24 protein-coding genes are annotated in these 24,547 nt (G+C 61.5%); 13 read left to right on the forward strand and 11 right to left on the reverse strand.

Annotated elements, in window-relative coordinates; translation table 11 throughout:
* The first annotated feature begins 133 nt into the window (after positions 1-133).
* From HB375_RS16080 to hemN, 4 genes are read left to right on the forward strand one after another with little or no spacing between them, the layout of a single operon-like run.
* Entirely contained in the window at positions 134-1,720 is a 1,587-nt protein-coding gene (locus tag HB375_RS16080) for a cytochrome ubiquinol oxidase subunit I (protein ID WP_167674030.1), read from the forward strand.
* A gap of 21 nt (positions 1,721-1,741) precedes the next feature.
* Positions 1,742-2,893: a cytochrome d ubiquinol oxidase subunit II gene (gene cydB / locus HB375_RS16085; RefSeq protein ID WP_205800232.1), complete on the forward strand. Its 1,152-nt coding sequence runs from the start codon at positions 1,742-1,744 to the stop codon at positions 2,891-2,893.
* A gap of 10 nt (positions 2,894-2,903) precedes the next feature.
* Entirely contained in the window at positions 2,904-3,020 is a 117-nt protein-coding gene (gene cydX, locus HB375_RS16090) for a cytochrome bd-I oxidase subunit CydX (RefSeq protein ID WP_167674031.1), read from the forward strand.
* Positions 3,020-4,357, forward strand: a complete 1,338-nt coding sequence (hemN, locus tag HB375_RS16095) for an oxygen-independent coproporphyrinogen III oxidase (RefSeq protein WP_167674032.1) — start codon at positions 3,020-3,022, stop codon at positions 4,355-4,357. Before cydX ends, hemN begins: the two co-directional genes overlap by 1 nt.
* 114 nt (positions 4,358-4,471) lie before the next feature.
* Here the strand turns inward: hemN and HB375_RS16100 are convergent, their stop codons facing one another.
* Together HB375_RS16100 and HB375_RS16105 are read right to left on the reverse strand one after the other, a co-directional pair.
* Positions 4,472-4,801, reverse strand: a complete 330-nt coding sequence (locus HB375_RS16100) for a PsiF family protein (protein WP_167674033.1) — start codon at positions 4,799-4,801, stop codon at positions 4,472-4,474.
* 270 nt (positions 4,802-5,071) lie between these two features.
* A complete protein-coding gene (locus HB375_RS16105) occupies positions 5,072-6,997 on the reverse strand; it encodes a calcium-binding protein (protein WP_167674034.1) in 1,926 nt (641 codons plus the stop codon).
* Between the two features lie 265 nt (positions 6,998-7,262).
* Here HB375_RS16105 and HB375_RS16110 point away from each other — a divergent pair, with 265 nt between their 5' ends.
* On the forward strand, positions 7,263-7,508 hold the full coding sequence (locus HB375_RS16110) for an antibiotic biosynthesis monooxygenase (protein WP_425515191.1): 246 nt from the start codon (positions 7,263-7,265) through the stop codon (positions 7,506-7,508).
* Positions 7,509-7,514: 6 nt separating this feature from the next.
* Here the strand turns inward: HB375_RS16110 and HB375_RS16115 are convergent, their stop codons facing one another.
* From HB375_RS16115 to HB375_RS16130, 4 genes are all read right to left on the reverse strand, one after another.
* Positions 7,515-8,057 carry an MOSC domain-containing protein gene (locus HB375_RS16115; protein WP_167674036.1) on the reverse strand — a complete coding sequence of 181 codons (543 nt, stop codon included), beginning with the start codon at positions 8,055-8,057 and terminating at the stop codon, positions 7,515-7,517.
* A gap of 85 nt (positions 8,058-8,142) precedes the next feature.
* The gene (locus HB375_RS16120) at positions 8,143-8,595 is read right to left on the reverse strand and encodes a DUF488 domain-containing protein (protein WP_167674037.1); all 453 of its coding nucleotides are present in this window, start codon (positions 8,593-8,595) and stop codon (positions 8,143-8,145) included.
* 16 nt (positions 8,596-8,611) lie between these two features.
* Complete coding sequence (locus HB375_RS16125; protein ID WP_167674038.1) at positions 8,612-9,058, reverse strand: hypothetical protein; 447 nt, start codon at positions 9,056-9,058, stop codon at positions 8,612-8,614.
* A gap of 110 nt (positions 9,059-9,168) precedes the next feature.
* Positions 9,169-9,711 (reverse strand): NUDIX hydrolase, encoded by a 543-nt coding sequence (locus HB375_RS16130; protein ID WP_343232428.1) that lies wholly within the window; start codon positions 9,709-9,711, stop codon positions 9,169-9,171.
* A gap of 65 nt (positions 9,712-9,776) precedes the next feature.
* On the opposite strand from HB375_RS16130, the gene HB375_RS16135 reads away from it, so the two are divergent.
* The 5 genes from HB375_RS16135 (at position 9,777) to HB375_RS16155 (ending at position 16,085) form a co-directional block, all read left to right on the forward strand.
* On the forward strand, positions 9,777-10,571 hold the full coding sequence (locus tag HB375_RS16135) for an inositol monophosphatase family protein (RefSeq protein WP_167674039.1): 795 nt from the start codon (positions 9,777-9,779) through the stop codon (positions 10,569-10,571).
* 229 nt (positions 10,572-10,800) lie between these two features.
* On the forward strand, positions 10,801-11,847 hold the full coding sequence (locus HB375_RS16140; RefSeq protein ID WP_167674040.1) for an ABC transporter substrate-binding protein: 1,047 nt from the start codon (positions 10,801-10,803) through the stop codon (positions 11,845-11,847).
* Between the two features lie 181 nt (positions 11,848-12,028).
* A complete protein-coding gene (locus HB375_RS16145) occupies positions 12,029-14,203 on the forward strand; it encodes an ABC transporter permease (RefSeq protein WP_167674041.1) in 2,175 nt (724 codons plus the stop codon).
* The gene (locus HB375_RS16150) at positions 14,200-15,306 is read left to right on the forward strand and encodes an ABC transporter ATP-binding protein (protein WP_246728542.1); all 1,107 of its coding nucleotides are present in this window, start codon (positions 14,200-14,202) and stop codon (positions 15,304-15,306) included. The genes HB375_RS16145 and HB375_RS16150 overlap by 4 nt, the downstream gene beginning before the upstream one ends.
* Before the next feature lie 116 nt (positions 15,307-15,422).
* Positions 15,423-16,085 carry an HAD family hydrolase gene (locus tag HB375_RS16155; protein WP_167674043.1) on the forward strand — a complete coding sequence of 221 codons (663 nt, stop codon included), beginning with the start codon at positions 15,423-15,425 and terminating at the stop codon, positions 16,083-16,085.
* Between the two features lie 3 nt (positions 16,086-16,088).
* Here HB375_RS16155 and HB375_RS16160 read toward each other — a convergent pair whose 3' ends face one another.
* Entirely contained in the window at positions 16,089-16,487 is a 399-nt protein-coding gene (locus HB375_RS16160; RefSeq protein WP_167674044.1) for a winged helix-turn-helix transcriptional regulator, read from the reverse strand.
* A 104-nt stretch (positions 16,488-16,591) separates the two neighbouring features.
* On the opposite strand from HB375_RS16160, the gene HB375_RS16165 reads away from it, so the two are divergent.
* The 3 genes from HB375_RS16165 to HB375_RS16175 all read left to right on the forward strand — a co-directional run bounded on the left by HB375_RS16165 (position 16,592) and on the right by HB375_RS16175 (position 18,789).
* Entirely contained in the window at positions 16,592-17,194 is a 603-nt protein-coding gene (locus HB375_RS16165; RefSeq protein ID WP_167674045.1) for an NADPH-dependent FMN reductase, read from the forward strand.
* 155 nt (positions 17,195-17,349) lie between these two features.
* Positions 17,350-17,625 carry a metal-sensing transcriptional repressor gene (locus tag HB375_RS16170; protein ID WP_167674046.1) on the forward strand — a complete coding sequence of 92 codons (276 nt, stop codon included), beginning with the start codon at positions 17,350-17,352 and terminating at the stop codon, positions 17,623-17,625.
* 12 nt (positions 17,626-17,637) lie between these two features.
* Positions 17,638-18,789 (forward strand): nickel/cobalt efflux transporter, encoded by a 1,152-nt coding sequence (locus HB375_RS16175; protein ID WP_167674047.1) that lies wholly within the window; start codon positions 17,638-17,640, stop codon positions 18,787-18,789.
* Positions 18,790-18,851: 62 nt separating this feature from the next.
* Here HB375_RS16175 and HB375_RS16180 read toward each other — a convergent pair whose 3' ends face one another.
* The 4 genes from HB375_RS16180 to HB375_RS16195 all read right to left on the reverse strand — a co-directional run bounded on the left by HB375_RS16180 (position 18,852) and on the right by HB375_RS16195 (position 24,511).
* A complete protein-coding gene (locus HB375_RS16180; RefSeq protein WP_167674048.1) occupies positions 18,852-20,015 on the reverse strand; it encodes an iron-containing alcohol dehydrogenase in 1,164 nt (387 codons plus the stop codon).
* Between the two features lie 11 nt (positions 20,016-20,026).
* On the reverse strand, positions 20,027-21,418 hold the full coding sequence (locus tag HB375_RS16185; protein WP_167674049.1) for an aldehyde dehydrogenase family protein: 1,392 nt from the start codon (positions 21,416-21,418) through the stop codon (positions 20,027-20,029).
* A gap of 108 nt (positions 21,419-21,526) precedes the next feature.
* Positions 21,527-22,918 carry a glutamine synthetase family protein gene (locus HB375_RS16190; protein ID WP_246728543.1) on the reverse strand — a complete coding sequence of 464 codons (1,392 nt, stop codon included), beginning with the start codon at positions 22,916-22,918 and terminating at the stop codon, positions 21,527-21,529.
* 60 nt (positions 22,919-22,978) lie between these two features.
* Positions 22,979-24,511: an amino acid permease gene (locus HB375_RS16195; RefSeq protein ID WP_167674050.1), complete on the reverse strand. Its 1,533-nt coding sequence runs from the start codon at positions 24,509-24,511 to the stop codon at positions 22,979-22,981.
* Between the last annotated feature and the right edge of the window lie 36 nt (positions 24,512-24,547).

A 24,547-nucleotide genomic window follows, 5' to 3' on the forward strand; every position in this document is an offset into this window, starting at 1 on the left:
CTCAAACTCAAGCTCTATTTAGGGTGTGACGGCGCGATTTTCCGCATTGATTGCGATCAAAGCGGGTGGCGCAAGCGTGGCGTAATCCGTGACGCGGCCCGGTGCTTCGCGGGCCCCCAAAAGGCGACCGATCATGATCGATTTCACCGTCGTTGACCTGTCGAGGCTGCAATTCGCGGCGACGGCCATGTATCACTTCCTTTTTGTGCCCCTGACGATCGGATTGTCTTTCCTGATGGCCATCATGGAAAGCGTCTATGTGATGACCGGGCGTGAGGTTTGGCGACGCATGACCCTCTTCTGGGGAATATGCTTCGGCATCAACTTCGCCATGGGGGTCGCCACCGGCATCGTCATGGAATTCCAGTTCGGCACGAACTGGGCCTATTACAGCCATTATGTCGGCGACGTGTTCGGCGCACCTCTCGCCATCGAGGGCCTGATGGCCTTCTTCCTTGAGGCCACCTTCATCGGCCTGTTCTTCTTCGGCTGGGATCGACTCTCCAAGGTCAGCCATCTCGCAGTGACCTGGCTCGTAGCCATCGGCGCGAATTTCTCGGCGCTTTGGATCCTCATCGCCAATGGGTGGATGCAGAATCCGGTCGGTTCGATCTTCAATCCGCAGACCATGCGCATGGAAGTCGTGGACTTCGTGGCGGTGCTATTCAGCCCCGTGGCGCAAGCGAAGTTCGTGCATACCGTCAGCGCCGGCTATGTCACCGGCGCCATGTTCATCATGTCGATCAGCGCCTATTACATGCTGCGCGGGCGCCACCTCGACATCGCGCGCCGCTCCATGGCGGTTGCCGCGAGCTTCGGCCTTGCCTCGGCACTTTCCGTCGTCGTGCTTGGCGACGAGAGCGGATATGTCACGACCGAGCATCAGAAGATGAAGCTCGCCGCGATGGAAGCGATGTGGCACACCGAGCCCGCGCCCGCAGGCTTCATGGCTTTCGCGATCCCGAACGTGGAGAAGCGTGAGAACAGCTTTCAGATCGAAATTCCTTATGCACTCGGTCTCATCGCGACACGGTCCCTGACTCAGGAAGTGCCGGGAATCCTGCCCCTCGTTGATCACGCGAAAACTCGCATCCGCAATGGCATTACGGCTTACGAGTCTCTGCAGGCCCTTCGCGCGAACCCGCAGGATGAGACGGCGCGGAAGACCTTCAACACGACATGGCCGGATCTCGGCTATTCGCTTCTCCTCAAGCGCTATCGTGACGATGTGGCGAAGGCGACGGATGCCGACATCGAGAAGGCGGCCTTCGATACTGTACCGAACGTGCCCGTGCTGTTCTGGAGCTTCCGGGTGATGGTCGGCATCGGCTTCTACCTCATCGCCTTCTTCGCTCTCTGCTTCTGGCTCGCGTCGAGGCATACGCTCGGCAATAACCGCATGGTGCTATGGATCGCGCTGCTCAGCCTGCCGCTGCCATGGGTGGCCATCGAACTCGGCTGGCTCGTCGCGGAATATGGCCGCCAGCCCTGGGTCATCGAAGGCGTGTTGCCGACTTTCTACGCCGCATCCGGCCTGACCCTCGTCGATCTCGCCATCAGCCTTGGTGTGTTCCTGGCGATCTACACCGTGCTCGCGATCATCGAGCTGATCCTCATGATCCGCGTCATCAAGAAGGGGCCGGCGGATCGGTCGGTTCTCGAGGATATGACAGGTGCGCCTTACGCATCGGCGGCCGCGCCTGCCGACGCGAACCGCTAACACCGCTTGAGGACCGTTTCCATGATAGACCTCATTCCCCTCTCCTATGAGATCCTCCGACTGATCTGGTGGCTGCTGATCGGCATTCTTCTGATCGGGTTCACACTGACTGATGGCTTCGATCTCGGCATCGGGACGCTTCTGCCTTTCGTCGCGCGCACCGATGCGGAACGGCGTGTGCTCATCAACGTCGTCGGCCCGGTCTGGGAAGGCAATCAGGTGTGGCTGATCCTCGGCGGTGGTGCAGTCTTCGCTGCGTGGCCTCCGCTTTATGCCGTGTCGTTTTCCAGCTTCTACCTCGCCATGCTCGTCATTCTGGTTGCGCTGATCCTGCGGCCCGTCGCATTCAAATTCCGCGGCAAGATCGACGATTTGCGGTGGCGCAATGTCTGGGACTGGGCACTGTTCATTGGTGGTTCGGTGCCGTCCCTCATTCTCGGCGTCGCGGTCGGCAACGTGCTGCTCGGCATCCCCTTTGGCTTGGACGACACGCTGCGTCCGCGCTATGCGGGCAACTTCTTCGGCCTCTTGACACCCTTCGCCCTGCTTTGTGGACTGTTGAGCCTGTCGATGATCGTCGCCCATGGCGCAGCCGTCATCGGCCTTCGCACCCAAGGAGCACCGTCGGACCGCGCGCGCCGTTATGGGCGCATCGCGGCGCTGACGGCGGCCGTTCTCTTCGCCTTCGGTGGCTTGTGGATCGCCTACGGCATCGCCGGATATTCCGTGACGAGCGTCCAGAATCCTTCGGGCCCGTCGAACCCGCTCTTGAAGACTGTTGCTCAGTCGACTGGCGCGTGGCTGGCGGGATATTCGGCGCGGCCCTGGACGATGATTGCGCCCGCCCTCGGCTTCGCCGGCTGCGCGCTTGCCTGGTTCGGCATGACCGTGAATGGCTGGAGAATCGCGCTTGTCGGCACGAGCCTTGCCATCTTCGGTATCATTTCGACCGCTGGGCTCTCGCTCTTCCCGTTCCTGCTGCCGTCGTCGCTGCAACCTAACGCGAGTCTTACGGTGTGGGACGCCTCGTCGAGCCCGCTGACATTGTGGACGATGTTGCTCGTCACCGGCGTGCTTCTGCCCATCGTGGTCGCCTACACCGCCTGGGTCTATCGCGTGATGCGCGGAACGGTGACGACGGAAACAATCGGCCGGAACCCCAACGCATATTGAGGAATGAACGATGTGGTATTTTTCCTGGATCCTCGGCGTCGGCCTCGCATGCGCCTTCGCCATTCTCAACGCCATGTGGTTTGAGATGCGTGAAGACCGCCGGCTCGAGAAAAAGAGGGCGCGCTAATGTCGGATGCTCTCATCCACCGCTACGGTGGCTTGGCGGTTCCCCGCTATACGTCCTATCCGACTGCGGCGGAGTTCACCCCGGCCGTCGGCTCGTCCAATCACGAGGCGTGGCTGCGTCGGCTCGATCTGCGGGACAGCGTATCGGTTTATCTGCACGTGCCTTACTGTCGGCAGCTCTGCCATTATTGCGGCTGCCACACCAAGGTTGCGCGGCGCGATGAGGTCATCCAGGCCTATCGGGAGAGGCTGGAAGACGAGATCTGGCTCGTTGCGCGCCATTTGCAGGGGCCGTTCAAGATCGCGCGTCTACATTGGGGCGGAGGCACACCCAGCATCCTTGGGGCGGATGGCCTCGCCTCCGTGATGGAGGTGCTTGACCGGCACGGCAGCTTCGATGACGGATTCGAGCACGCCATTGAGCTCGACCCGCGCTTCGTCGATGAAACGCTCACGCGCGGCCTCGTCTCTATCGGCGTCAATCGGGTCAGCCTGGGTGTGCAGGATCTCGATTCCGATGTCCAGGTCGCCATCGGACGCGTGCAGCCGTTGGAGGTTGTCGCAAAAGCGGCCGACATGTTGCGCGCTGCCGGCATCAAGAGCCTCAACGTGGACCTGATGTATGGCCTGCCTCGCCAGAGCATCGCCTCCGTCGAGGCAACGTGCACCCAGGTTCTGGCGCTGCAGCCTGACCGCATCGCCTGCTACGGCTATGCCCATATGCCCCGGCGCAAGGCACATCAGCGCCTGATCGACGAGAGTACCCTGCCCGCTTCCGATGCGCGCTTTCTTCAGGCTCGCAAGGTCGCCGAGGTTTTCGAGCAGAACGGCTATGTCGCCATCGGCCTCGATCACTTCGCCAGATCCGACGATCCGCTCGCCGTCGCCAGTCACGCCGGAAAACTGCATCGCAATTTCCAGGGCTATACGGATGACGGCAGGCCAACCTTGCTCGCCTTCGGCGCATCCGCGATTTCGCAGCTGCCCGACGGCTACGTGCAGAACGCAGCCGACATCGGCACCTACATGCGCACCATCGGCGAAGGGAAGCTCGCCTCGGCCCGTGGGTATCGCCTCAAGCCCGATGACCGCGTCCGGGCCTCTATCATCGAGGCGCTGATGTGCAACTTCCGCATTGATCTGAGCTTGCTGGGCGAGAACGCCACTTACGCCGACGAGCTGGCGTTGTTGCGGCCCCTCATCGCAGACGGTCTCGTGACCTTGAGCGACGGAACCTTGTCGGTCACGGAAGAAGGTCGCCCGTTCGTCCGCGTGGCAGCAGCGGTTTTTGACCAATTCCGCGCGGACGATGTCGCCCGCTTCAGCCCGGCGATCTAACGCGGCCGTGCAAAAACTGAGCCGCCGGAGTGCTTCACCGGCGGCTTGCGTTATTGAGGGCTCTGCCCTCAAGCGTCTCCTCGCTTTCAGCGAGGATCAATCGGAAGATGGCGTTTAGCCTTTCAGGCAATTGCTCATAAAGTTCTTGCGCGCATCGCCCTTCATGGTCTTCGCCTTCACATTACACTCCTTCATCTTCATCTGCTGAGGCGACATGTTTTGATCGGACGAGACCGATCCGGTTTTTCCGGATAGGCAATCGGACATGAAAGTTTTGCGCGAGTCCCCAGACAGCTTCTTAGTTCCCGCCTCGGTATTGCAGGACTTCATGCGTTCCTGTTGGGAGCTGAGGCCGTGGCTAGACGGGCTTGTCGCCGTCTGCGCAGAGACTGGCATGAGTGAGAGTGCGAGAAAGGCCGAGGCAACGGCGAGGATGGTCCGCATAGGAGTCTCCCATCGCAACACGCCCCCACCCATGTGAGATAATCTCGAAACTGGCTTCGTAAAGAACGGCGAAACGCCAGCCCCCTGAAAAACGAAGGGCCCCTTCGCTCCCGAAGGAGCCCTTATCGCAAATCAGCAGGCTTGACCGCTAGATCACGAAGAAACTCGGCAGCGGTCATCTTGAGGCACTTCTTCAACAGGGCAATCTCGACCGCCTTGTCGGCGCCGCCGGAAGAACGAGAGGCAGCTCGTCTCCCCTCGCGGCTTCGATCAGATGACGTAGAAATCCGCCACCGTCAGCTTAAGGTTTTTCGTTAGAGTCGCGATAGCGACCTGGCTCGCCCGACCCGAACCATCGGGGTCATAGTAGAGAATGCCTTTTGCCTTATCATAGATGATGCGGTCGTCCGCATCATGCGCTGCGGAGCCGATCCAGAACATCTTCTTGTCCAACCGGACGGGCTTCGCAGGCGTGCCCTTGCCGATCTTCGGCATGTATTTGTTGTCGAGCCAAATCGTGTCGTCCTTCACGCTGAAGTCGACGACACGATCCAGGTTCGTTTTGGCGTTCGGCTTTGTGTCGAAAACAAATGTGTCCCGACCGCTGCCGCCGGTGAGCGTGTCATTGGCGAGGCCGCCGTTGACGGTATCGTTCCCTGCCCCGCCGGAAATCTTATTCTTGCCCGTGTTGCCCATGATCGCATTGGCCAGCTCGTTGCCGGTCAGGCTGATGGAGCTGGAGCCGGTTGCCGTCAGGTTTTCCACGAAAGCCCGTAAAGCATGGCTGACACTGGTGAACACCGTATCGGTGCCGCCGTATACAGTCTCCACAATCACATCGTTCGAGTCGTCGACATAGTATGTGTCGTTGCCCGCACCACCTTCCATCGTATCGACGCCGATTCCGCCGCTGAGGACGTCATGGCCTTCACCACCCCACAAGTGATCGTTTCCGCCCGCTCCGCCCAGATAGTCGTTGAACCGCGTGCCGACATATTCATCATTCGCACTCGTTCCACCGAGGGAGACGGGCCCTTGGCGCAGATCGAACATCTGCGCATGAACGTCGACGTCCTCTGTTTCTTCGAGCCAATCGGACCAGGAGGTCACCAATCGGCCATCGGCCAGAACTGTCATGCCAGAGAAACTTGTCATGACGCTTCCCGGGGCAGGGCCGACGGAACCGTCGTCGATCAAACTGCCGTCGCGTGAAAACACCGCGACGCGAGCCTCCTCCGTCGCATCGCGGCTCAAATAGCCAATGGCGAATCCGCCATCCGGCAAGGCAGCGACAACAGCGTCCGACTGCAGCCCGCTCGTAGCGCGCTCGTTAACGAGAAATTCGCCGCCGATTTTCGAGCCGTCAGCGTTGAAGAGCTGCGCCTTGACGCAGTTCCCGGAATCATCGCCAATGTCCGCCGTCCAAGCGACGACAAACCGGCCATCGCTCAACGTGGCGGCGGCAGGGGCGCTCTTATTCCCTTCCGAACTCGGTACCAGAAAGTCCAAGTCAACCGGCGTGCCACCAGCTTTGAAAAGGCGCCCCCGGATGGTCTGATTCTTGTCATCGTCGCTGAGGCTGTAATCGTGGAAGAAGATCGCGTAGCGACCATCCTTCAACGCGATCGTAGCCGGCGCGACCTGCCCGTTCGCGCTCGTGGAATTTGCAATCGGGTCCTCATCGGTGCCCAGCCGAACCCCCTCGTTGCTGAAGACGCGGGTACGAACGCAGCTCCCGTCGCCGTCGCCGAACACATCCGTATAAACGACCGCAAAGCCGCCATTGGCCAAGCCCGCGATGGAAATTTCCATTTGGGCGTCAGTGACATTCGAGTTGATGTGGAAATCGGCGCCGACCTTCGTGCCATTCGAGGTAAAGACCTGCCCTCTCAAGCCTTGGTCGGGATCGGTATCGGGATCGCTGGAATCCTCCCAGGCGAGGACGAAGTTGCCGTTGTTCAGCGCCGTGACCGAGGGAAAGTATTTTCCCCCATCCCCCGTTTTCCGCTCGACCTTGACGTCGGTACCCTTCGGCGTGCCATCGGCCCCGAAGAACCGCATGAAGATGGCCTGATCGCTCGACCAGACAGCAACGAAGGTTCCGTCGCTGAGGGCCTGGAGCACCGAATCCTGCTGATCGCCGGCACTGTCAGCATTGACGGCGAATGGTGAATTCCAGGGGGTCAGAATGGTCATGGGAACAACATCAGATGAGTGAGAGATCGAAGGCAGGCCGCCGGTCCGCCAGGATGCCAGCCAAGGAGCCTTTTAGCCCTGATATATCATATTGTAATCTTAAATTTGCGTTGCCTGGCCTAGGATTTCGTTCCAACGTAGGCTGCCCGGGATCGATTTCGACACGCCCGCTTTGAATAGGGGGCGCCGGACAGCAGCGAGCAATCCCATGCCGAAATACGCTCTTTATGTCTCCCTTGAAGCAAAGCCAGGTCAGGAGGAAGCCGTGGCAGAGTTTCTCCGCCAGGGGCAGCCGCTGGTGGAGGACGAACCCGGCACGGCCGCGTGGTTCGGCGTGCGGCTAGGCCCGACGAGCTTTGCCATCTTCGACGCGTTTCCCACGGAGAGCGCCCGCGATGCCCATCTCTCCGGCAAAGTCGCCGCCGCGCTGAAAGCAAAAGCAGGCGAGCTGCTTGCCGTCGCCCCCGACATCCGGAAAGCGGAAGTGCTGGCCTTCAAGCTTCCGGGTTAGAGCACATCAGACCGGTTGAAGTGTGTGATGCGGTTCGGGTGGCAGAACGACGCGGATCGCATCGCCGGGCCTGATCGCACCGCCAGCGAGAATAATGCCCATGACGCCGGCCTTGCGAACGAGATTGCCGTGCTCGTCGCGGTCAAGAACAGCCGCCATCATGCCCGCCTGAAAGCGATCGATCTGAGCGCACGGATTGCGCAGGCCCGTCACCTCGATCTCTGCTCCCTCGCCGATCAGCAGCCGCGTCCCCGTCGGCAAACCCAAAAGATCGAGCCCGCGCGTCGTGATGTTCTCCCCCATGTCACCCGCGGACACTGAGAACCCGGCAGCCTGCAGTTCATCGTGCAGTTCGGCATGAACGAGATGAACCTGTCGCAAATTCGGCTGCGTCGGATCTTTCGCCACGCGCGAGCGATGCTTCACCGTCCTTCCGGCATGCGCATCGCCTTCCACGCCCAGACCGGCGACGAGGCTGATTTCGGCGAGGTTATGTTTGCTGAACCGATGCTCGGAACTTGCGCTTACCGCAGTCACGATTCTACCCATGCATGCCCCCTTCGATACGTGACGCCAACACTATCAAGCGCTGGCAACCTTACAAGAGATCGGGAGAAGTGGGGTGAGCTCGCGCTCAAGGCATCACAAAAAGGTCAGTCACCATTATGCCGCGCTTTGCTAGGCGCTCGGCGATGATGTGGCGATGGCAGGTGGTCGGGTCCCGCTCGAAGCACAAAAGGCAGATCGGCTGATGCTTTGCGAGGTCCGCCACCTCTTCAAGCGCGTCCTGTGCGGGCTTGGTGGAAAGAACTTCATCGCAGTAGATCTTTCGCATCCGCTCCGGGTGTCCGGCGCGGACCGCTTCCCGCCCCGCTTTCGGCGTTCCGAGTTCGATGAAGTGGCGATAGCCGATGCCGTGATGAGCCAATTCGTCTTGCAGAAGGAATTTCGAGAAACCGCGCTTGCGGGACGATGCGACCGCCCGCACATCGACAAGCACCGCGACGCCCGCATCCTTCAGCGTGGTGACGAAATGGTCGAGATCCGCACCCTCGTATCCGATGGTAAAAACGTGCGGCTTCTTCATGGCCGGGGAACCACCGTTACATGTTGGGGCGTTCGCGCAAAGTCGCCCATTTCGGGATGTTGTGGCGATGGTAGCCGCCGCGTCTTAGTTTTCTCAGGCGCAACGCGTCGCCGAGCGTGATGCCCGCGACCGCGTAGAACGCAATCGCCACGCGGTCTCGCTCCGCATTCCGATCCATCAGAGCGCGGCCGAGAACTGCGAGATCGAGCGCGTCGCCTACGAGCCGCACGCGCATCCAGGGTGTCGGATCATCACGTGCCAGAAGGCCGATGCCGGCCGCGATCCGACTCGCTCCGAAAGCGCGGATCAGCGTTTCATTTCGTTCCATTCCGAACCAGCGCGCCAACTTGCGCGCGGCGAGCAGCTCAACTGTCCCTCGCGCCAGGCTGAGCCAGCCGATGGTGCGAGGACTGACGAGGCTCGCCTTGTGCGACCGCGAGATGTCCTTGCTGATCTGAGCCATCGCGAAACCGATGATTCGCTGTCACGGCCAAGCTTGTGTGCGGGCCGTCTCCCGAGAGAAGACTTTTCAACACAGCATTGCGTTCCGTCAGCGGAGCGGAAAAATCGCCTTTAAACGCGCGCAGGCAGGCTGCGGATCAACTCGGCGAGGGCAGGTTCGAGCACCTGATGCGCCGCTTCTTCCACCTCGAACCATTGCGTCTGGCGCTGGCCTTTTTCGCGCCAGGACTCGAGCTGCTTGGAGACTTCGAGCGGATAAACCTCGACACGGCACAGGTCGAAATGCTTGGAGCGGCGTTTCCAATAATCATAGAAGCCGAGCGGCTCCTGCTTGATTTCGCCTTTAACGCCTGCTTCCTCCGCAGCTTCTTGCTCCGCTGCTTTGTAGGGTTTTTTGCCCTTCATCGGCCAACCCTTGGGAATCAGCCAGCGCCGCGTCTCGCGTGACGTCACGAGCAGCACTTCGATCCTTCCGTCCTTGATCCGGAAAGGCAGCGCGGCAACCTGGCTGAATTCTTCTTTTGGTGTCCGTGGCATTCGATAAGATGGGGATTTATGGTGTGCAGCGGTCGAGCCTAGTTGATTGGAGCCGGCTAATAAAGAATCAATTGAACCAATGTGACGGCTTTTGCGCCTTCCGTGCGCTTGGTCCACTGCATTTTAACAGACAAAGATGAATGTCACGCGACAGACCGCGGGCATTCCGGATGGGGGAATCCATGATGCATGACGGCTTGGAAACGAGATTTGCCGCGGCTTGCGCCATTGCCCGCGAGGCGGGAGTTCTGGCGCGCAAGCGCTTTCTCGAACGGCCCCGCTCACAACGTCCCGACTTCAAAGGGCCGCAGGATTTTCTGACTGCGACCGACGCGGAGGTGGAGCAACTCATCCGCGGTCGCCTGAATGAACTTCTGCCGAACGACGCGTTCTTCGGAGAGGAAGGCGGCGGCTCGTTCGAGCGCGATGTGTGGGTGGTGGACCCCATCGACGGCACGGCGAATTTCGCACGCGGCATCCCGCATTTCGCGATTTCCATTGCCTTCGTGCGCGACAACCGCACCGAGATCGGCGTGGTCTACAACGTCATGCAGGACGAGCTTTACACGGCGCAGCGAGGGCGTGGCGCCTTCATTAACGGCGAGAAAATCCGCGTCAGCGGCCTTGCCGACATCCGCCAGGCCACCGTCGAGGCCGGGTGGTCCACCCGCCTGCCGCGCGATCCCTACATCGCCCTCGTCGATCGGCTGAAGGCTGCAGGCGTCAACGTGCGCCGCGCGGGCTCGGGCACGCTCGGCCTCGCTTATGTCGCGGACGGGCGCATTGACGCCTATTGCGAACTGCACATCAATTCGTGGGACGTGCTGGCAGGCCTGCTCATCATCGAAGAGGCTGGCGGCTGGGCCAACAACTTCCTGGCGAAGGATGGGTTGCGCAAGGGCAACCCCGTGCTGGCTTGCACGCCGGAACTCGCGGAAGCCGTGATCGCCGCGACGGGCATCGCCAAGGAACCGTGAACGATTCACGAATGTCGAAGCGGCCCGAATTTGGAACACGATGGAACGCTCCATGCACCAAATTCGGGGCCGGATCGGCGCGCTTCGATCCACAAGCGCTACCGCCAAAAATCCTTTGATTTCAACGATGTGTCGGAAACCTTCGCAAATCCCTTGACCCGAGGGCGCATTGGATGGAGCTTAGCCGACACAAGAAAAGAAAAGTCATTGTGACGCTGGGAGGATGACAATGAAACTTCGCACGAAATTCGTAGCCGCGACGATGCTCGCGGGCGCTGTGAGCGCCTTCTCATTCCTGTCCGCAGGTGCGGCGCAGGCTCAGGGAGCGCTCGTCATGTATTGCGGCGTCCAGGAGGAATGGTGCCGCGCCATGGTGAACGCCTTCGAGCGCGACACCGGCATCAAGGTCGCCATGACCCGCAAGAGCTCCGGCGAGATCTATGCGCAGGTGAAGGCGGAAGCCGCCAACCCGCGTGCAGACATCTGGTGGGGCGGCACCGGCGACCCGCACATGCAGGCGGCCGAGGAAGGCCTGACCCAGGAGTACAAGTCGCCCAAGCTCGGCGAGTTGCAGGACTGGGCCGTGCGCCAGTGGGAGCAGTCGAAGAACCGCGCCATCGGCATTTACTCCGGCGCCCTCGGCTTCGGCTACAACACCGAACTCATCAAGTCGAAGGGCGTTCCGGAGCCGAAGTGCTGGGCCGACCTCCTCAACACGAAGTTGAAGGACGAGGTGCAGATGGCGGACCCGAACTCGTCCGGCACGGCCTATACGCTTCTCGCGACGGTCATTCAGCTCATGGGCGAGGACAAGGGTTTCGAATACCTCAAGGGCCTGCACAAGAACGTCAACCAGTACACCAAGTCGGGCGCGGCTCCGGCGAAGGCAATGGCGCTGGGTGAAACCACCGTCGGCGTCGCCTTCATGCACGACATCGTCACGATGGTCGTGGACAAGGCCCCGATCAAGGTCGTCGCGCCGTGCGAAGGCACCGGCTACGAGATCGGCTCCATGTCGATCGTCAAGGGTGCGAAGAACCTCGAAAACGCGCAGAAGTTCTATGACTGGGCGCTGACCCCGGCCGCGCAGAAGCTTGGCGCGGAAGCCAAATCCTATCAGGTGCCGTCCAACAAGGCGACGCCGGTCCCGCCGGAAGCGCCGAAGCTCAGCGAGATCAAGCTGATCAACTTCGACTTCGCGAAGTACGGCTCGTCGGACGAGCGCAAGCGCCTCCTGTCCAAGTGGGACAACGAGGTGAAGAACCTGCCGAAATAGTCGGTTTCGACTGCATTCCCGGCGAACCGGATTTTCGATCCGGTTCGCCGATCTCTTTTTGCATCGTCAGAGGAGGCGTTGTCAGCGAGCCCTATCGGCCGCCGACTGGCGCTTCCGCATAAGGTTCATTCCAGAACGGGTTCTGATTTGAAGCCGCTCTGGCTGTTACGCGAGAATTGATATGTCACGAGCCGCACTTGGCTGGGTCGTCCTGGGCTGGATCGGGTACGCCCTCCTTCCCTGGTACGGTTTTGAGCGCGCCGACGTTCCCGGCCTCACCGGATCGGGGCTTGTGCTTGGAGTAAAGGGCGCGTGGTGGCTTTTACCGATCATCGCGCCACTTCTGATGGCGCTGCGGCCGACCTTCGGCTCCGCGCCTCGTTCCGAGAGCGACTGGCTCATCGCGTCCGGCGTTCTGGGCCTCGCCCTCGTGATCCTGCAGGGCTTCACTATCGGCCTCAACGGCTGGACGCTCGATCTTCTCAAAAACCTCTTCGGTGCGCCGGGGCCGCGCCAGGCCGGCATGGGTTACGGTGGCGCACTCTCCTCGACCGCGTTCCTCATCGTTCTCTGTCACGGCCTTGCGGCGCGCGGCTGGTGCCGCGGCGACGCCTTCGTAACGTCGTCTATCGGCATCGTCCTCGCACTCATCATCGTCTTCGTGTTCTTCCCCGTGAGCACCATTCTGGCGAGCGCATTTGCCGACAACAAAGGCAATTTCGCCCCAATGGAATTCGTCGCGAAGTTTCTTGACCGGTCGATCTGGGGTCTTGACTGCGTGACCAGCGACCTGCGCTGTGGCGTGGCGTGGAACACCCTTTTTCTCGGCATTCTCGTCGCCTTCGGCACGACGCTGCTCGGCCTCGCCTTCGCGCTGATCGCGACCCGCACCGGCTTCAAATTCAAGAAGCTGCTTCGCGTGATGAGCGTCCTGCCCATCATCACGCCTCCCTTCGTAATCGGCCTTGCGCTGATTCTGCTGTTCGGGCGCTCCGGCGCCTTATCGGCGGCGCTTTACGAATGGTTCGGCATTCCGCGTTCTCGCTGGATCTACGGCTTGCCGGGCGTCTTCATCGCGCAGCTTCTTGCTTTCACACCCATCGCTTTCCTTGTTCTCATCGGCGTCGTGCAGGGCATCAGCCCGACGCTGGAGGAAGCCTCGCAAACGCTGCGCGCCAAGAGCTGGACGACCTTCATTACCGTCACGTTGCCGCTGATGCGCCCCGGCCTCGCCAACGCGTTCCTCCTCGGCTTCGTGGAAAGCCTCGCAGACTTCGGCAACCCGCTGGTTCTCGGCGGCAATTATGAAGTGCTGTCGACCAAGATCTTCTTCGCCGTCGTCGGCGCACAGCAGGATCAGGGGCGCGCGGCCGTGCTCTCCATCATCCTGTTAGCCTTCACGCTCGGTGCGTTCTGGCTGCAGCATGCGTGGCTCGGCAAGAAGGTTTACACCACCGTCACCGGCAAGGGCGACGCGGGCATTCCGCTGCCCCTCCCCCGCCGCGTCGCCGCCGCGTCCTATCTCACGGCGATCCCGTGGGCGCTGTTCACGGTGGCGATTTATGCGATCATCGTGATCGGCGCGTTCGTGCGCTCCATGGGCCGCGACTACACGCCGACGCTCGACCACTTCATTACGGCGTTCCGCGTCGAGCGCGCGGATTGGGGTATCTATTTCTCCGGTTCGGCGTGGAACTCGTTTTTCGCTACGGTGAAGGTGGCCGCGCTCTCAGCCCCCCTTACCGCCGCCATCGGCCTATTGACCGCCTATCTCCTGACGCGCCAGCGCTTCTCCGGCCAGCGCGCGTTCGAGTTCGGCACACTGTTGAGCTTCGCCATTCCGGGCACCGTTGTCGGCGTGTCCTACATTCTCGCCTTCAACGTGCCACCCATCGAGATCACCGGCACCGGTTTCGTTCTCGTGATGTGCTTCGTCTTCCGCAACATGCCGGTCGGCGTGCGCTCAGGCATCGCCACGTTGAGCCAGATCGACAAGAGCCTGGACGAGGCCTCGCTCACTCTGGGCGCTCGCTCCTTCACCACCATGCGCCGCGTGGTGCTGCCGCTGCTTCGCCCGGCCATCGTCGCCTCGCTGGTTTATTCCTTCGTGCGCGCGATGACCGCGGTCAGCGCCGTGATCTTCCTCGTCACCGCCGAGTACAACATGGCGACGACTTACATCGTCGGTCGCGTCGAGGCGGGCGAGTTCGGTCTCGCAATCGCCTATTCCACCGCGCTGATCTTCGTCATGCTGCTCGCCATCGTCGCGATCCAGCTTGCGGTCGGCGAGCGGCGCCTCGGGCGCCGCAGCGCCAGCGCCAACACCTCTCCTGTTGCGGTCCAAGCCACGCCATGAACCAAATGAACACCTCCCCCACCCGCTCCGGCGCATCCAAGAAGCAGGCTGCCTCGGTCGAATTCCGCAATGTGACGAAGCGCTATGGCGGCGTAACCGCCGTGGATAGCGTGTCCTTCACCATCGAGCCGGGCAAGCTCGTGACGCTGCTCGGTCCCTCTGGCTGCGGCAAGACGACGACCTTGCGCATGATCGCGGGCCTCGAAATGGCGAGCGAGGGACAGATCCTCATCGGCGGTCGGGATGTAACGAACCTTTCCGCCGCCGACCGCGATGTCAGCATGGTGTTCCAGTCCTACGCGCTGTTCCCACACATGTCGGTGCTGGAGAACGTCGCCTACGGGCCGTCCGTGCAGGGCGCATCCCGCAAGGACGCCGAGGCGATGGCGATGGAAAAGCTCGGCCTTGTCGGCCTCAAAGGACTTGAGCGCCGCGCACCGTCCGAACTTTCGGGCGGTCAACAGCAGCGCGTTGCTGTCGCCCGCGCGCTGGTGCTGGAGCCGCAAGTGTTGCTGTTCGACGAGCCTCTGTCGAACCTCGACGCCAAGCTGCGCCGGAGGGTGCGCGAAGACATCCGTGAACTGCAACAGAGCCTCAACCTCACCGTGGCTTATGTCACGCACGATCAGGAAGAAGCGCTCGCCGTTTCCGACCGCATCATCGTCATGTCCAACGCGCGCATCGCCCAATCCGGCACGCCACGCGAGCTTTACGAGGAACCCGCCGACCTGTTCGTGGCCGACTTCATCGGCGATGCGAACATTCTCGGCGGCACCATCACGGGCATTGAGGGCGCTAGCGCGCAGGTGAAGATTGATACGCTCAGTCTCAGCCTGCCCCATCGCGGCGCGGCTCCCGGTGCGGTCAAGCTCGCCGTGCGGCCCGATGCCATTCTGCTGAACGAAACACCGCAACCCTCCGCCATTGCCGGGCACATCCGGAAGGCGTCGTATCTCGGCACGCAGATCGAGTATGATGTCGAGACCGCCATCGGCAATCTCTTCGTCGTCCAGTATGGCCGCACGCAACCTATCGAAATCGGCAAGGCGGTGGGCGTGACGTTCGAAACGCAGCGCGGCGTCGCCATCGTCCCCGGCGCGTAACGCTCACCCAACACATCTTCGCGTTGAAACGGGCGTCAAAGCTTTCATTTGACGTCCGTGTTTTTGCGTCCCAGAAGATCCCCGATACAGCCCGGCCTACTCTTTCGCGAGGCGACATGCCCCTCAAAGCCCTGATCTTCGACATGGATGGAACGCTCGTGCACAGCGATCCGGTCCACTTGCGCGCGTTTGCCGAGATCCTGGGGCCCGAGGGCATCGAGATCACTGACGAGCTTTATCGCTCGTCCATCATCGGCCACACGAACGAGTCGATTTTTGCCAAGCTGCTGCCGCATCTTCCGATCGCGGAGCATGAGGCCTATGCCGACCGCAAGGAGGCCGCGTTCCGGCGTCTCGCCCTGGATTTGGAACCACTGGAGGGGCTGTCCGAGCTTTTGGACTGGGCCGAACAGCGCGACATCGAGATCGGCCTCGTCACCAACGCCCCGCTTCTGAACGCCACGCATATGCTGGACGTTTTGAACCTGACACATCGCTTTCAGGTGAAGATCACCATCGACCAGGTCGAGCGCGGCAAGCCGGACCCGCTGCCATATCTGACCGCTCTGGAGCGCTTCGGCATTCGCGCTGAGGAAGCCATCGCATTCGAGGATTCGCCTTCCGGCATGAAGGCGGCGAAGGGCGCAGGCTTGTTTTCCTTCGGCGTTCTCACCGGCGTGCCGCCCGAAGAACTGCTGACGCTTGGCGCGGACAGCACCATCGAGACTTTCAAGGACCGCGCGTTGTGGGACGTGCTGGAGCGCAGACTCGCCGCGTAAGCATCACGCCGCGTCGGATTGCCGCTCCAGCTCGCTAGCATGCGCCTCGTCGAAACGATGGCGCGCTTCCAGAATCTGGTCGCGATTTGTGATGGCCCAGGCCCCGAGTTCACGCACGGTCTTGAGCAGAGAGCAACCCAGCCCTGTGAGCTGGTAATCCACCCGCGGCGGAATGGTGGGATAGACCGTGCGCGTCACGAGGCCGTCACGCTCGAGACTACGCACCGTCAGGGTGAGCATTCGCTGAGAGATTCCCGCGACGAGGCGGCGCAACTCATTGAAGCGCTTAGGCCCGTCGCCAAGCTGCGCGACAACCTGGACGCTCCACTTGTCTCCAACGCGTGAGAGAATTTCGGTCACGGTCCGGCAATTGCTAGGCACATGGGTGTGACTGGGTGACAAGAAAGTGCCTCCTTGCGGCTCGCTCTGAAAGTTACCTAATGAGCCTCGGTTACAAAGCGGAACTTAAGAACTGTTCCGCCCGAGTGCAAATGTCAGGAGTTCCGATGTCGCTCAAGCTTCACACCGTGATCGCCAGCACACGCCCGGGCCGCGTCGGCCCCGGCATCGCGAAGTGGTTCAACGACTATGTCGGCGAGCACGGTAAATTCGATCCCAAGCTGGTAGACTTGGCTGATTTCAACCTGCCGATCCTCGACGAGCCCGCGCATCCGCGACTGCAGCAATACACCAAGGATCACACCAAGTCCTGGTCCGAGAGCGTGAAGTCGGCGGACGCCTTCGTGTTCGTGATACCGGAATACAACTACGGCCCGCCTCCGTCGCTTGTGAACGCGCTGAACTATCTCGTGCTCGAATGGCACTACGCGCCGGTGGGCTTTGTGAGCTACGGCGGTATTTCCGGGGGTCTTCGCTCTGCCCAAGCCATCAAGCCGCTGGTGAGCACGCTCAAGATGATGGCAATCCCGGAAGGTGTGCCGCTGCCGATGGTTTTTGGCCAGCTCGACGAACAGAAGAATTTCAAGGCGGAAGACATTCATCGCACGTCAGCCAAGGCCATGCTCGATGAGCTGCACCGTTGGGCCGAGGTGCTCCAGCCCCTTCGTGCCCCCGTCAAAGCCCCTGCATCGACAAAAGCGGCGGCGTAAGAAAGCAGAACCAGAAAAAAGCCGCCGGCTCGACCGGCGGCTTTTTTCTTGAATGCACCTCAACCGGGGCGTGAGCCCCGCACCGATTGCGTATAAGCCGCCCCAAAGGCCTCCGCCCATTTGACTCATCCCCTCCCGGGGGATAGGTGTTGGGTATGAGCAACCATGCCCATCAAAGCCACCCCGAGATCGCCAAGCGCTTGAAACGTGCGGAGGGCCACCTTCGCAGCGTCATCGAGATGATTGAATCCGGCAGGCCGTGCCTCGACGTCGCGCAGCAGCTTCACGCCGTCGAAAAGGCCATCGTGCAGGCGAAGAAAACGCTGATCCAGGATCATCTGGACCATTGCCTTGAAAACACCGTCGGCCAATTGCCGCGCTCGCAGCGCCAATCGATCGACGAGTTCAAGGCCATTACCAAGTATCTTTAAGAGACGAAGCCGATGCCATCCTTTGCCGACCTGATCCAGCAGAGCGCCGCCCATGCCTGGCTGTTCGTTCCGAGTGCCATTGCGCTGGGTGCGCTGCATGGACTTGAGCCGGGCCATTCCAAGACGCTGATGGCGGCCTTCATCATCGCCGTACGCGGCACCGTGTGGCAGGCCATTCTGCTCGGCCTCGCGGCGACGATCTCGCACACCGTCGTGGTCTGGGGCATCGCGCTTACCGGCATGTATCTCTGGCGGGATGTGAATGCGGAAACGACAGAGCCCTATTTCCAGCTCGCGTCCGGCGGCATCATCATCGCTGTCGCGGCCTGGATGATCTGGCGGACATGGCGCGACCGGCGTTTCGCAGACGCGATGGACGGCCATCATCATCACCACCATCATGACCATGACCACCATCATCACGATGACGTCCGGCATATCGACACCGGGCACGGCGTTCTGGCTCTCGAAATCGCCGAGGATGCCGAGAAACCGCGTTGGCGAATCCGGGCTTTGAGCGGGCACGCGTGGGCCGCCGGGAATGTGGCGCTCGAAACCGAACGCCCCGATGGCACCGTGCAAGCCTTCTCATTCGTGCAGAAGAACGGTTGTCTGGAATCCGCCGAAGAGATTCCCGAGCCGCACGAATTCATGGCGCGGCTCAAACTGTCGCATGGCGACCACGCCCATCGCTACGACGTGTCCTTCGTCGAAGGCCACGGCCACGACCCGCTCCATGAAGAGGTGGAGGGGCTGCAACTGGCGACCGATGGTTATCAGGACGCGCATGAGCTCGCGCATGCTAACGACATCCGCCGCCGCTTCGCAGGCCGCAGCGTGACGACGTGGCAGATTGTTCTCTTCGGCCTCACCGGTGGTCTCATCCCCTGCCCCGCCGCGATTACGGTGCTGCTGATCTGTCTGCAGCTCAAGCAGATCCCGCTCGGCGTCGTGCTCGTCCTGTGCTTCAGCATCGGACTCGCGATCACCCTTGTCTCCGTCGGGGCCGCCGCAGCGTTGAGCGTGCGCTACGCATCACAGCGCACATCGTGGTTCAATGCGGCAGCGCAGCGTGCGCCGTATCTCTCCGGCGGGCTGATCGCCTTGGTTGGGCTCTATGTGGGCCTTCATGGCTGGTGGGGCGTGCAGGCACTAAGCTCCTAAAAAGAAACGGCACCTCTGACTTCTCAGAGGCGCCATCAATTTTTCAGCGTTGGCGTCGCGTCTTAAAGCACGCCGGCCAGGGTATTCTCGAAAAGCTTGCGCGCGCTTTCCTTGGTGAGGGGCACCGGATTGCCGCCGGCGGTCGGATCGTTCGGCGCCATTTCCGACATTTCGTCGAAGCGGGCGCTGTCCACCTTCAGGCCAGCGAGGGTGTGCGGAACCCCAAGGTCCTTGCGCAGTTGCAGCACCCAGTCGAGGAATGCCTGGAACGACGGCTGCAGGCCGATATAGGCCGCGAGACGCTCGATCCTCTTCTCGATCACCGCGCGGTTATAAACCAGCACGTAGGGCATGAAGACCGCGTTGGTGAGGCCGTGATGGGTGTCGTAGAGCGCGCCCGTCGGGTGCGAGAGCGCGTGGATGGCGCCCAGGCCCTTCTGGAACGCGGTCGCGCCCATGGCGGCGGCGGACATCATCTGCGCGCGGGCCTCGATGTCCTTGCCGTCCTTGTAGGCGCGCGGCAGATATTCCTTCACGAGGCGGATGCCTTCCACTGCGATGCCGTCGGCCATCGGGTGATAGCCCGGCGCGCAATAGGCTTCGATGCAGTGCGCCAGCGCGTCGAGGCCCGTTCCGGCCGTGATGTGGGGCGGCATGCCGACGGTGAGTTCCGGATCGCAGATGACGATCTTGGGCATCATGAGCGGATGGAAGATGACCTTCTTGGTGTGGGTCGCTTCCTGCGTGATGACGCCCGCACGACCGACTTCCGAGCCCGTACCCGCCGTCGTCGGCACGGCGATGATCGGCGCGATGCCCTTGGGATCCGCGCGGGTCCACCAATCTCCGATGTCCTCAAAATCCCACATGGGGCGCGTCTGGCCCTTCATGAAGGCGATGACCTTGCCTGCATCGAGTGCCGAGCCACCGCCGAAGGCGACGACGCCATCGTGACCGCCAGCTTTCAGCGCTTCAAGGCCCTTGTAGACATTGGTCTCGACCGGGTTCGGTTTGATCTCCGAAAACATCGCGGCCTTGAGCCCTGCAGCCTTCAAAGCCTCCAGCGCATTCTTGGTCATCGGCTGCGTGGCGAGGAACGGATCGGTGACGATGAGCGGCGCGCTCATGCCGACCGACTTGCATGCCTCGGCAAGTTCGGAAATGCGGCCCGCGCCAAAGCGGACAGCGGTGGGGTAATTCCAGTTGGAGCGGGGAGAAGCAGTCATATCAAGGTCACTCAGATCTGACGGAGGTGGAAGGATTTCGGACGGGTAAGGGACTCATAGGCCAGCTTCGACAGGCTCGCGCCGCGGCCCGTATCCTTCACGCCGGTCCAGGCAAGCGCGGGATCGAGATAGTCGCAGCGATTCATGAAGACGGTGCCCGTCTCCAGCCGGTCGCCGATGGATTCCGCAGCCTCGATGTCGGAGGTCCAGATCGCGGCGGAGAGGCCATAAGGCGAGTCGTTCATGAGGCGGATCGCCTCCTCGTCGTTCTTCACCTTCATGATGCCGACGGTCGGACCAAAACTCTCCTCGCGCATGACGCTCATGGAGTGATCCACATTCGTCAGCACCTGCGGCGCAAGATAGGCGGTGTTGCCGACATCCGCCGCGACGCGCTTGGCATCGATATGCGCCTTCGCGCCTTTCGCCACCGCTTCCGCATTCTGCTGGCGCACCAGATCCGCGAAGCGCTTGTGCGCCATCGGGCCGAGCGTGGTCGCCTCATCGAGCGGGTTGCCGAGGACATACTTGTTCACGAGGTCGATTGCGCCCTCGACGAAGCGGTCATAGTGGCTCTCGTGCACATAGATGCGCTCGATGCCGCAGCAGCACTGGCCCGAGTTGAAGAACGCACCGTCGACGAGATTCTCGATGGCGTTCTCTACATTCGCGTCCGCACGCACATAAGCCGGATCCTTGCCGCCGAGCTCGAGGCCAAGCGAGGTAAACGAGCCGGCCGCCGCACGCTCGATGGCCTTGCCGCCGGAGACTGAACCCGTGAAGTTGCAGTGATTGACGAGGCCCTGCCCGAGAATGCGGCTCGTCTGGTCGTGGCTGAGAACGAGATTCTGGAACAGGCCCTTCGGTAGACCAGCGCGATCCGCCGCCATCTGGAAGCGCTCGCCGGCAAGAATGGTCTGCGAAGCATGCTTCAAGAGAACCGCGTTGCCCGCCATGAGAGCCGGCGCGATGGTGTTGATGGCGGTGAGATACGGATAGTTCCACGGCGCGACGACGAGCACGACGCCCACCGGCTCGCGCTTGATCATGCGGCGGAAGCCATCCTTCGGATCATCAGCGGGAATGGCCTTCAGGCTTTGCTCCGCGATGCGGACCATATAGCGCGCGCGTTCCTCGACACCACGGAACTCGCCTCCGTAGCGCACGGGGCGGCCCATCTGCTGCGCGATTTCCGGCACCACTTCCTGGTTCATGGCAACCAGCGCATCGAGCATGCCGAGCACCTTCGCGGCGCGCTCAGCCAGTGGCACATGCCGCCACTTGGCTTGCGCCTCGCGCGCCGCCTTGATCGCGGCGTCGATGGCGCTCTCGGACATGATCGGACGGCGCACGAGTTCGCGCCCATCGATGGGGGAAATACAGACGATATCGGTCTCGGCCATGATGCTCTCTTGAACGACGATGATCCCGAAAGGGACCATAGCCTTCTCCTCGGAAAGTGTCGAAAATATCTTCGGAGAGGCGGCGGCCGTCTCTCCGATTTTCATGTATCAGATGATCTCGAAGTAGCGGGCGAGCTGCCAGTCGGTGATGGCCTTTCGGGCCTCCCGCTCCTCCCATTCGCGCGTTGCCGCGTAGTGGTCAACAAAGGTGTCGCCAAAAAGCTGGCGGGCAGGCTTCGAAGCCTTCAGGCGGTCCGCTGCTTCGCCGAGCGAACGCGGCAGCGCGCGTTTCTTCGGATGCTTTACCGCATAAGCATTGCCTTGGATCGGATCGCCCGGCTCGATCTTGTTCTCGATGCCCCAGAGGCCCGAGCCGATGGCGGCGGCCAACGCAATGTACGGATTGATGTCGGCGGCGGCCACGCGATACTCGACGCGCTGCGACTTCTCCGAACCCGGAATGACGCGCAAAGCCGTGGTGCGATTTTCCACGCCCCAAGCGGAATCGGTCGGCGCCCAGTAACCCGGGATGAGACGGGTGTAGCTGTTGACCGTGCAGGCCACCATGGCGAGCAGTTCCGGCATCAGCTGCTGCTGACCGCCCACATACCAGCGCATGGTGTCCGACATGTTGTGCGGCTTCTTGGCGTCGTAGAACACGCCCTTGCCGGACTTCACATCGCGTAGCGACGAATGCAGGTGGCCCGACTGGCCTGGCCAGTCACGCGACCACTTGGCCATGAAAGTCGCCATAAGACCACGGCGCTGCGCTAAAATCTTGGTGTAAGTCTTGAAGAGCGCGGCCTTGTCGGCAGCTTTCAGCGCATCGTCCACGCGGATCGCGGCTTCGAGAACGCCGGGGCCGGTTTCGGTGTGCAAGCCCTCGATCTCGAAATCCATCTTCGCGCCGAGGTCGAGCAGATCGTGATAGAATTCCGAGTGCACGCCCGAACGCAGCACCGAATAGCCGAAGAAGCCGGGCGTCAGGTTTTTGAGGTCGCGATAGTTCTTCTCGCGCACGGAATGTGGCGTTTCCTCGAACATGAAGAACTCGAATTCCGCCGCGGCCGACACAGCATAGCCCATGTCCTCGGCTTTCTTCAGCACACGCCGCAGGACGCCGCGCGGGCAGGCGGCTTCCGCATAGCCTTCAAATTCCGCAAGGAAGAACGGCAGGTCGTTCTCGAAAGGAATGAGACGCATCGTCTCGGGAAGGATGCGCGCGGTCGCATCGGGATAGGCGGTGTGCCATCCGGTCAGCGTGGTGTTGTCGTAAAGCTGGTCGTTCGAGTCCCAGCCGAGCACGACGTCACACATGCCGAAGCCCTTTTCGAGGGCGGATTCGAACTTGTCGCGCGCCATGTATTTGCCGCGCATGATGCCGTCGACATCGACGATACCGATCTTCACGAAGGGCAGGTCACGGCTGCGCACATAAGCCGCGGCATCGGCGGCCGTCTTGATCTTAGGGATATCCATACGGAGTTTGGGGGCGTTCATGCCGAAAACCTAACCGAAAAGAAGGGGAAGGGAGCGCGCGGATGCCCGCTCCCCGAACGGTCAATGGGTCTTGTAATCGCTCTCGCCCTTGGTGAGGGCGAACTCTTCCTCGGGGGAGAGAATGAGCTTGTGGCGACCGTGGATGAGGAAGTAGGCCATCATCACCGCGTAGTAGATCGCAACGCCAAGCACGCCGTTCTGGAACACGGGATCCGTGAACTGAAAGTAGAGCGTGATGGCCGCGATCACCATGCAGACGACCGCGCCCGCGATCCCGAACGGGCTCTTGTAGGGCCGGTGAATGTTCGGGAACTTCTTCTTCAAGGTGATGTAGGACATGCCCTGCATGAAGTAAGCCAGCATCGCACCCGCGACCGCCATATTGAGCAGCGTACCGCCGATGATATTCGCACCCGCCTCGGCACCAACCGAGAACCAGATGATGAGCATCACCAGCAGGCCCAGAACCGCGCCCGCGATCAACGCCACGTGCGGGGTCTTGCGGCTGCCGTGTGTCACGGACAGGAACCGCGGGAAGTAACCCGCGCGCGAGAGCGAATAGATCTGCCGCCCGAACGCGAAGATGATGGTGTGGAACGACGCGATCAGGCCGATCACTGCGACGGCCGCAAGGATCTTCGCGATATCCGAACCGAAGAGGGTGCGGAAACCGTCGAGCAGAGGCTCGCCCGATTTGGCAAGGCCCGCAGCGCCCGGCGCGATGCTCGTGTTCAGGAAGGTCACGAGGAACGCGGAGACGATGAGGGTCATGATGCCGAGAATGATGCCCTTCGGCATATCCGCCTGCGGATCGTGCGACTCCTCCGCCGCCAGCGGCAACTGTTCGATAGCGAGGAACAGCCACACTGCGAACGGCATGGTCATGAAGATGCCCTTGATGCCGAGCGGAAGGAACGGTCCGCCGCCATTCGCCAGTTCTGCACCATCTGCACCGACGTTCAGCGCCCAGCGAGCGAAGTCGATCTTTCCGGAGAACAGAACGGAGAGATAGAAGACGACGAGAACGGCCAGCGCCATCACGGTTACCGTGACGGTTACGCGGAATGATAATTCCACGCCCACGATGTTGAGGCCAACGAACAGCGCGTATGAGAGGACCCAGTAAATCGGCTGGAACTCAGGCGGCGTGCCGAAGATGGCCGAAAGGTACGAGCTGATGAAGAACACGATGACGGCCGGCGTCAGCACGAACTCGATGTTTTCCGCGATGCCCGTAATGTAGCCCGCCCAGGGCCCCATCGACGTACGAGCGAAGGAATACGCACCACCTGTATGCGGCAGCGCCGGCGACATTTCGGCCAGCGAGAACGTGAGGCCGAGATACATGACGGCGATGATGATGGTGGCGAACAGCATCGAGCCGTAGCCCTGCGCCAAGCCGAGATTCCATCCGGAATAATGGCCCGAGATCACCGCACCAACGCCGAGCGCCCACAGCGACCAAACGCGTGCATAGCGCTTGAGCTTGCGGGCCTCGAAATAGCTGGCATCTACTTTAGTGTAGGTAATGCCGGCAGCGCCTTGCGCTCCGGCAGGAGCCTGCGCCCCCGTACTCCCTTGTCCGACTGACATCGACTCTTCCTCCAAGAAGTAAGTCTGTCCTCTGAG

This window comes from Microvirga terricola, assembly GCF_011777495.1.
Lineage (GTDB): Bacteria > Pseudomonadota > Alphaproteobacteria > Rhizobiales > Beijerinckiaceae > Microvirga > Microvirga terricola.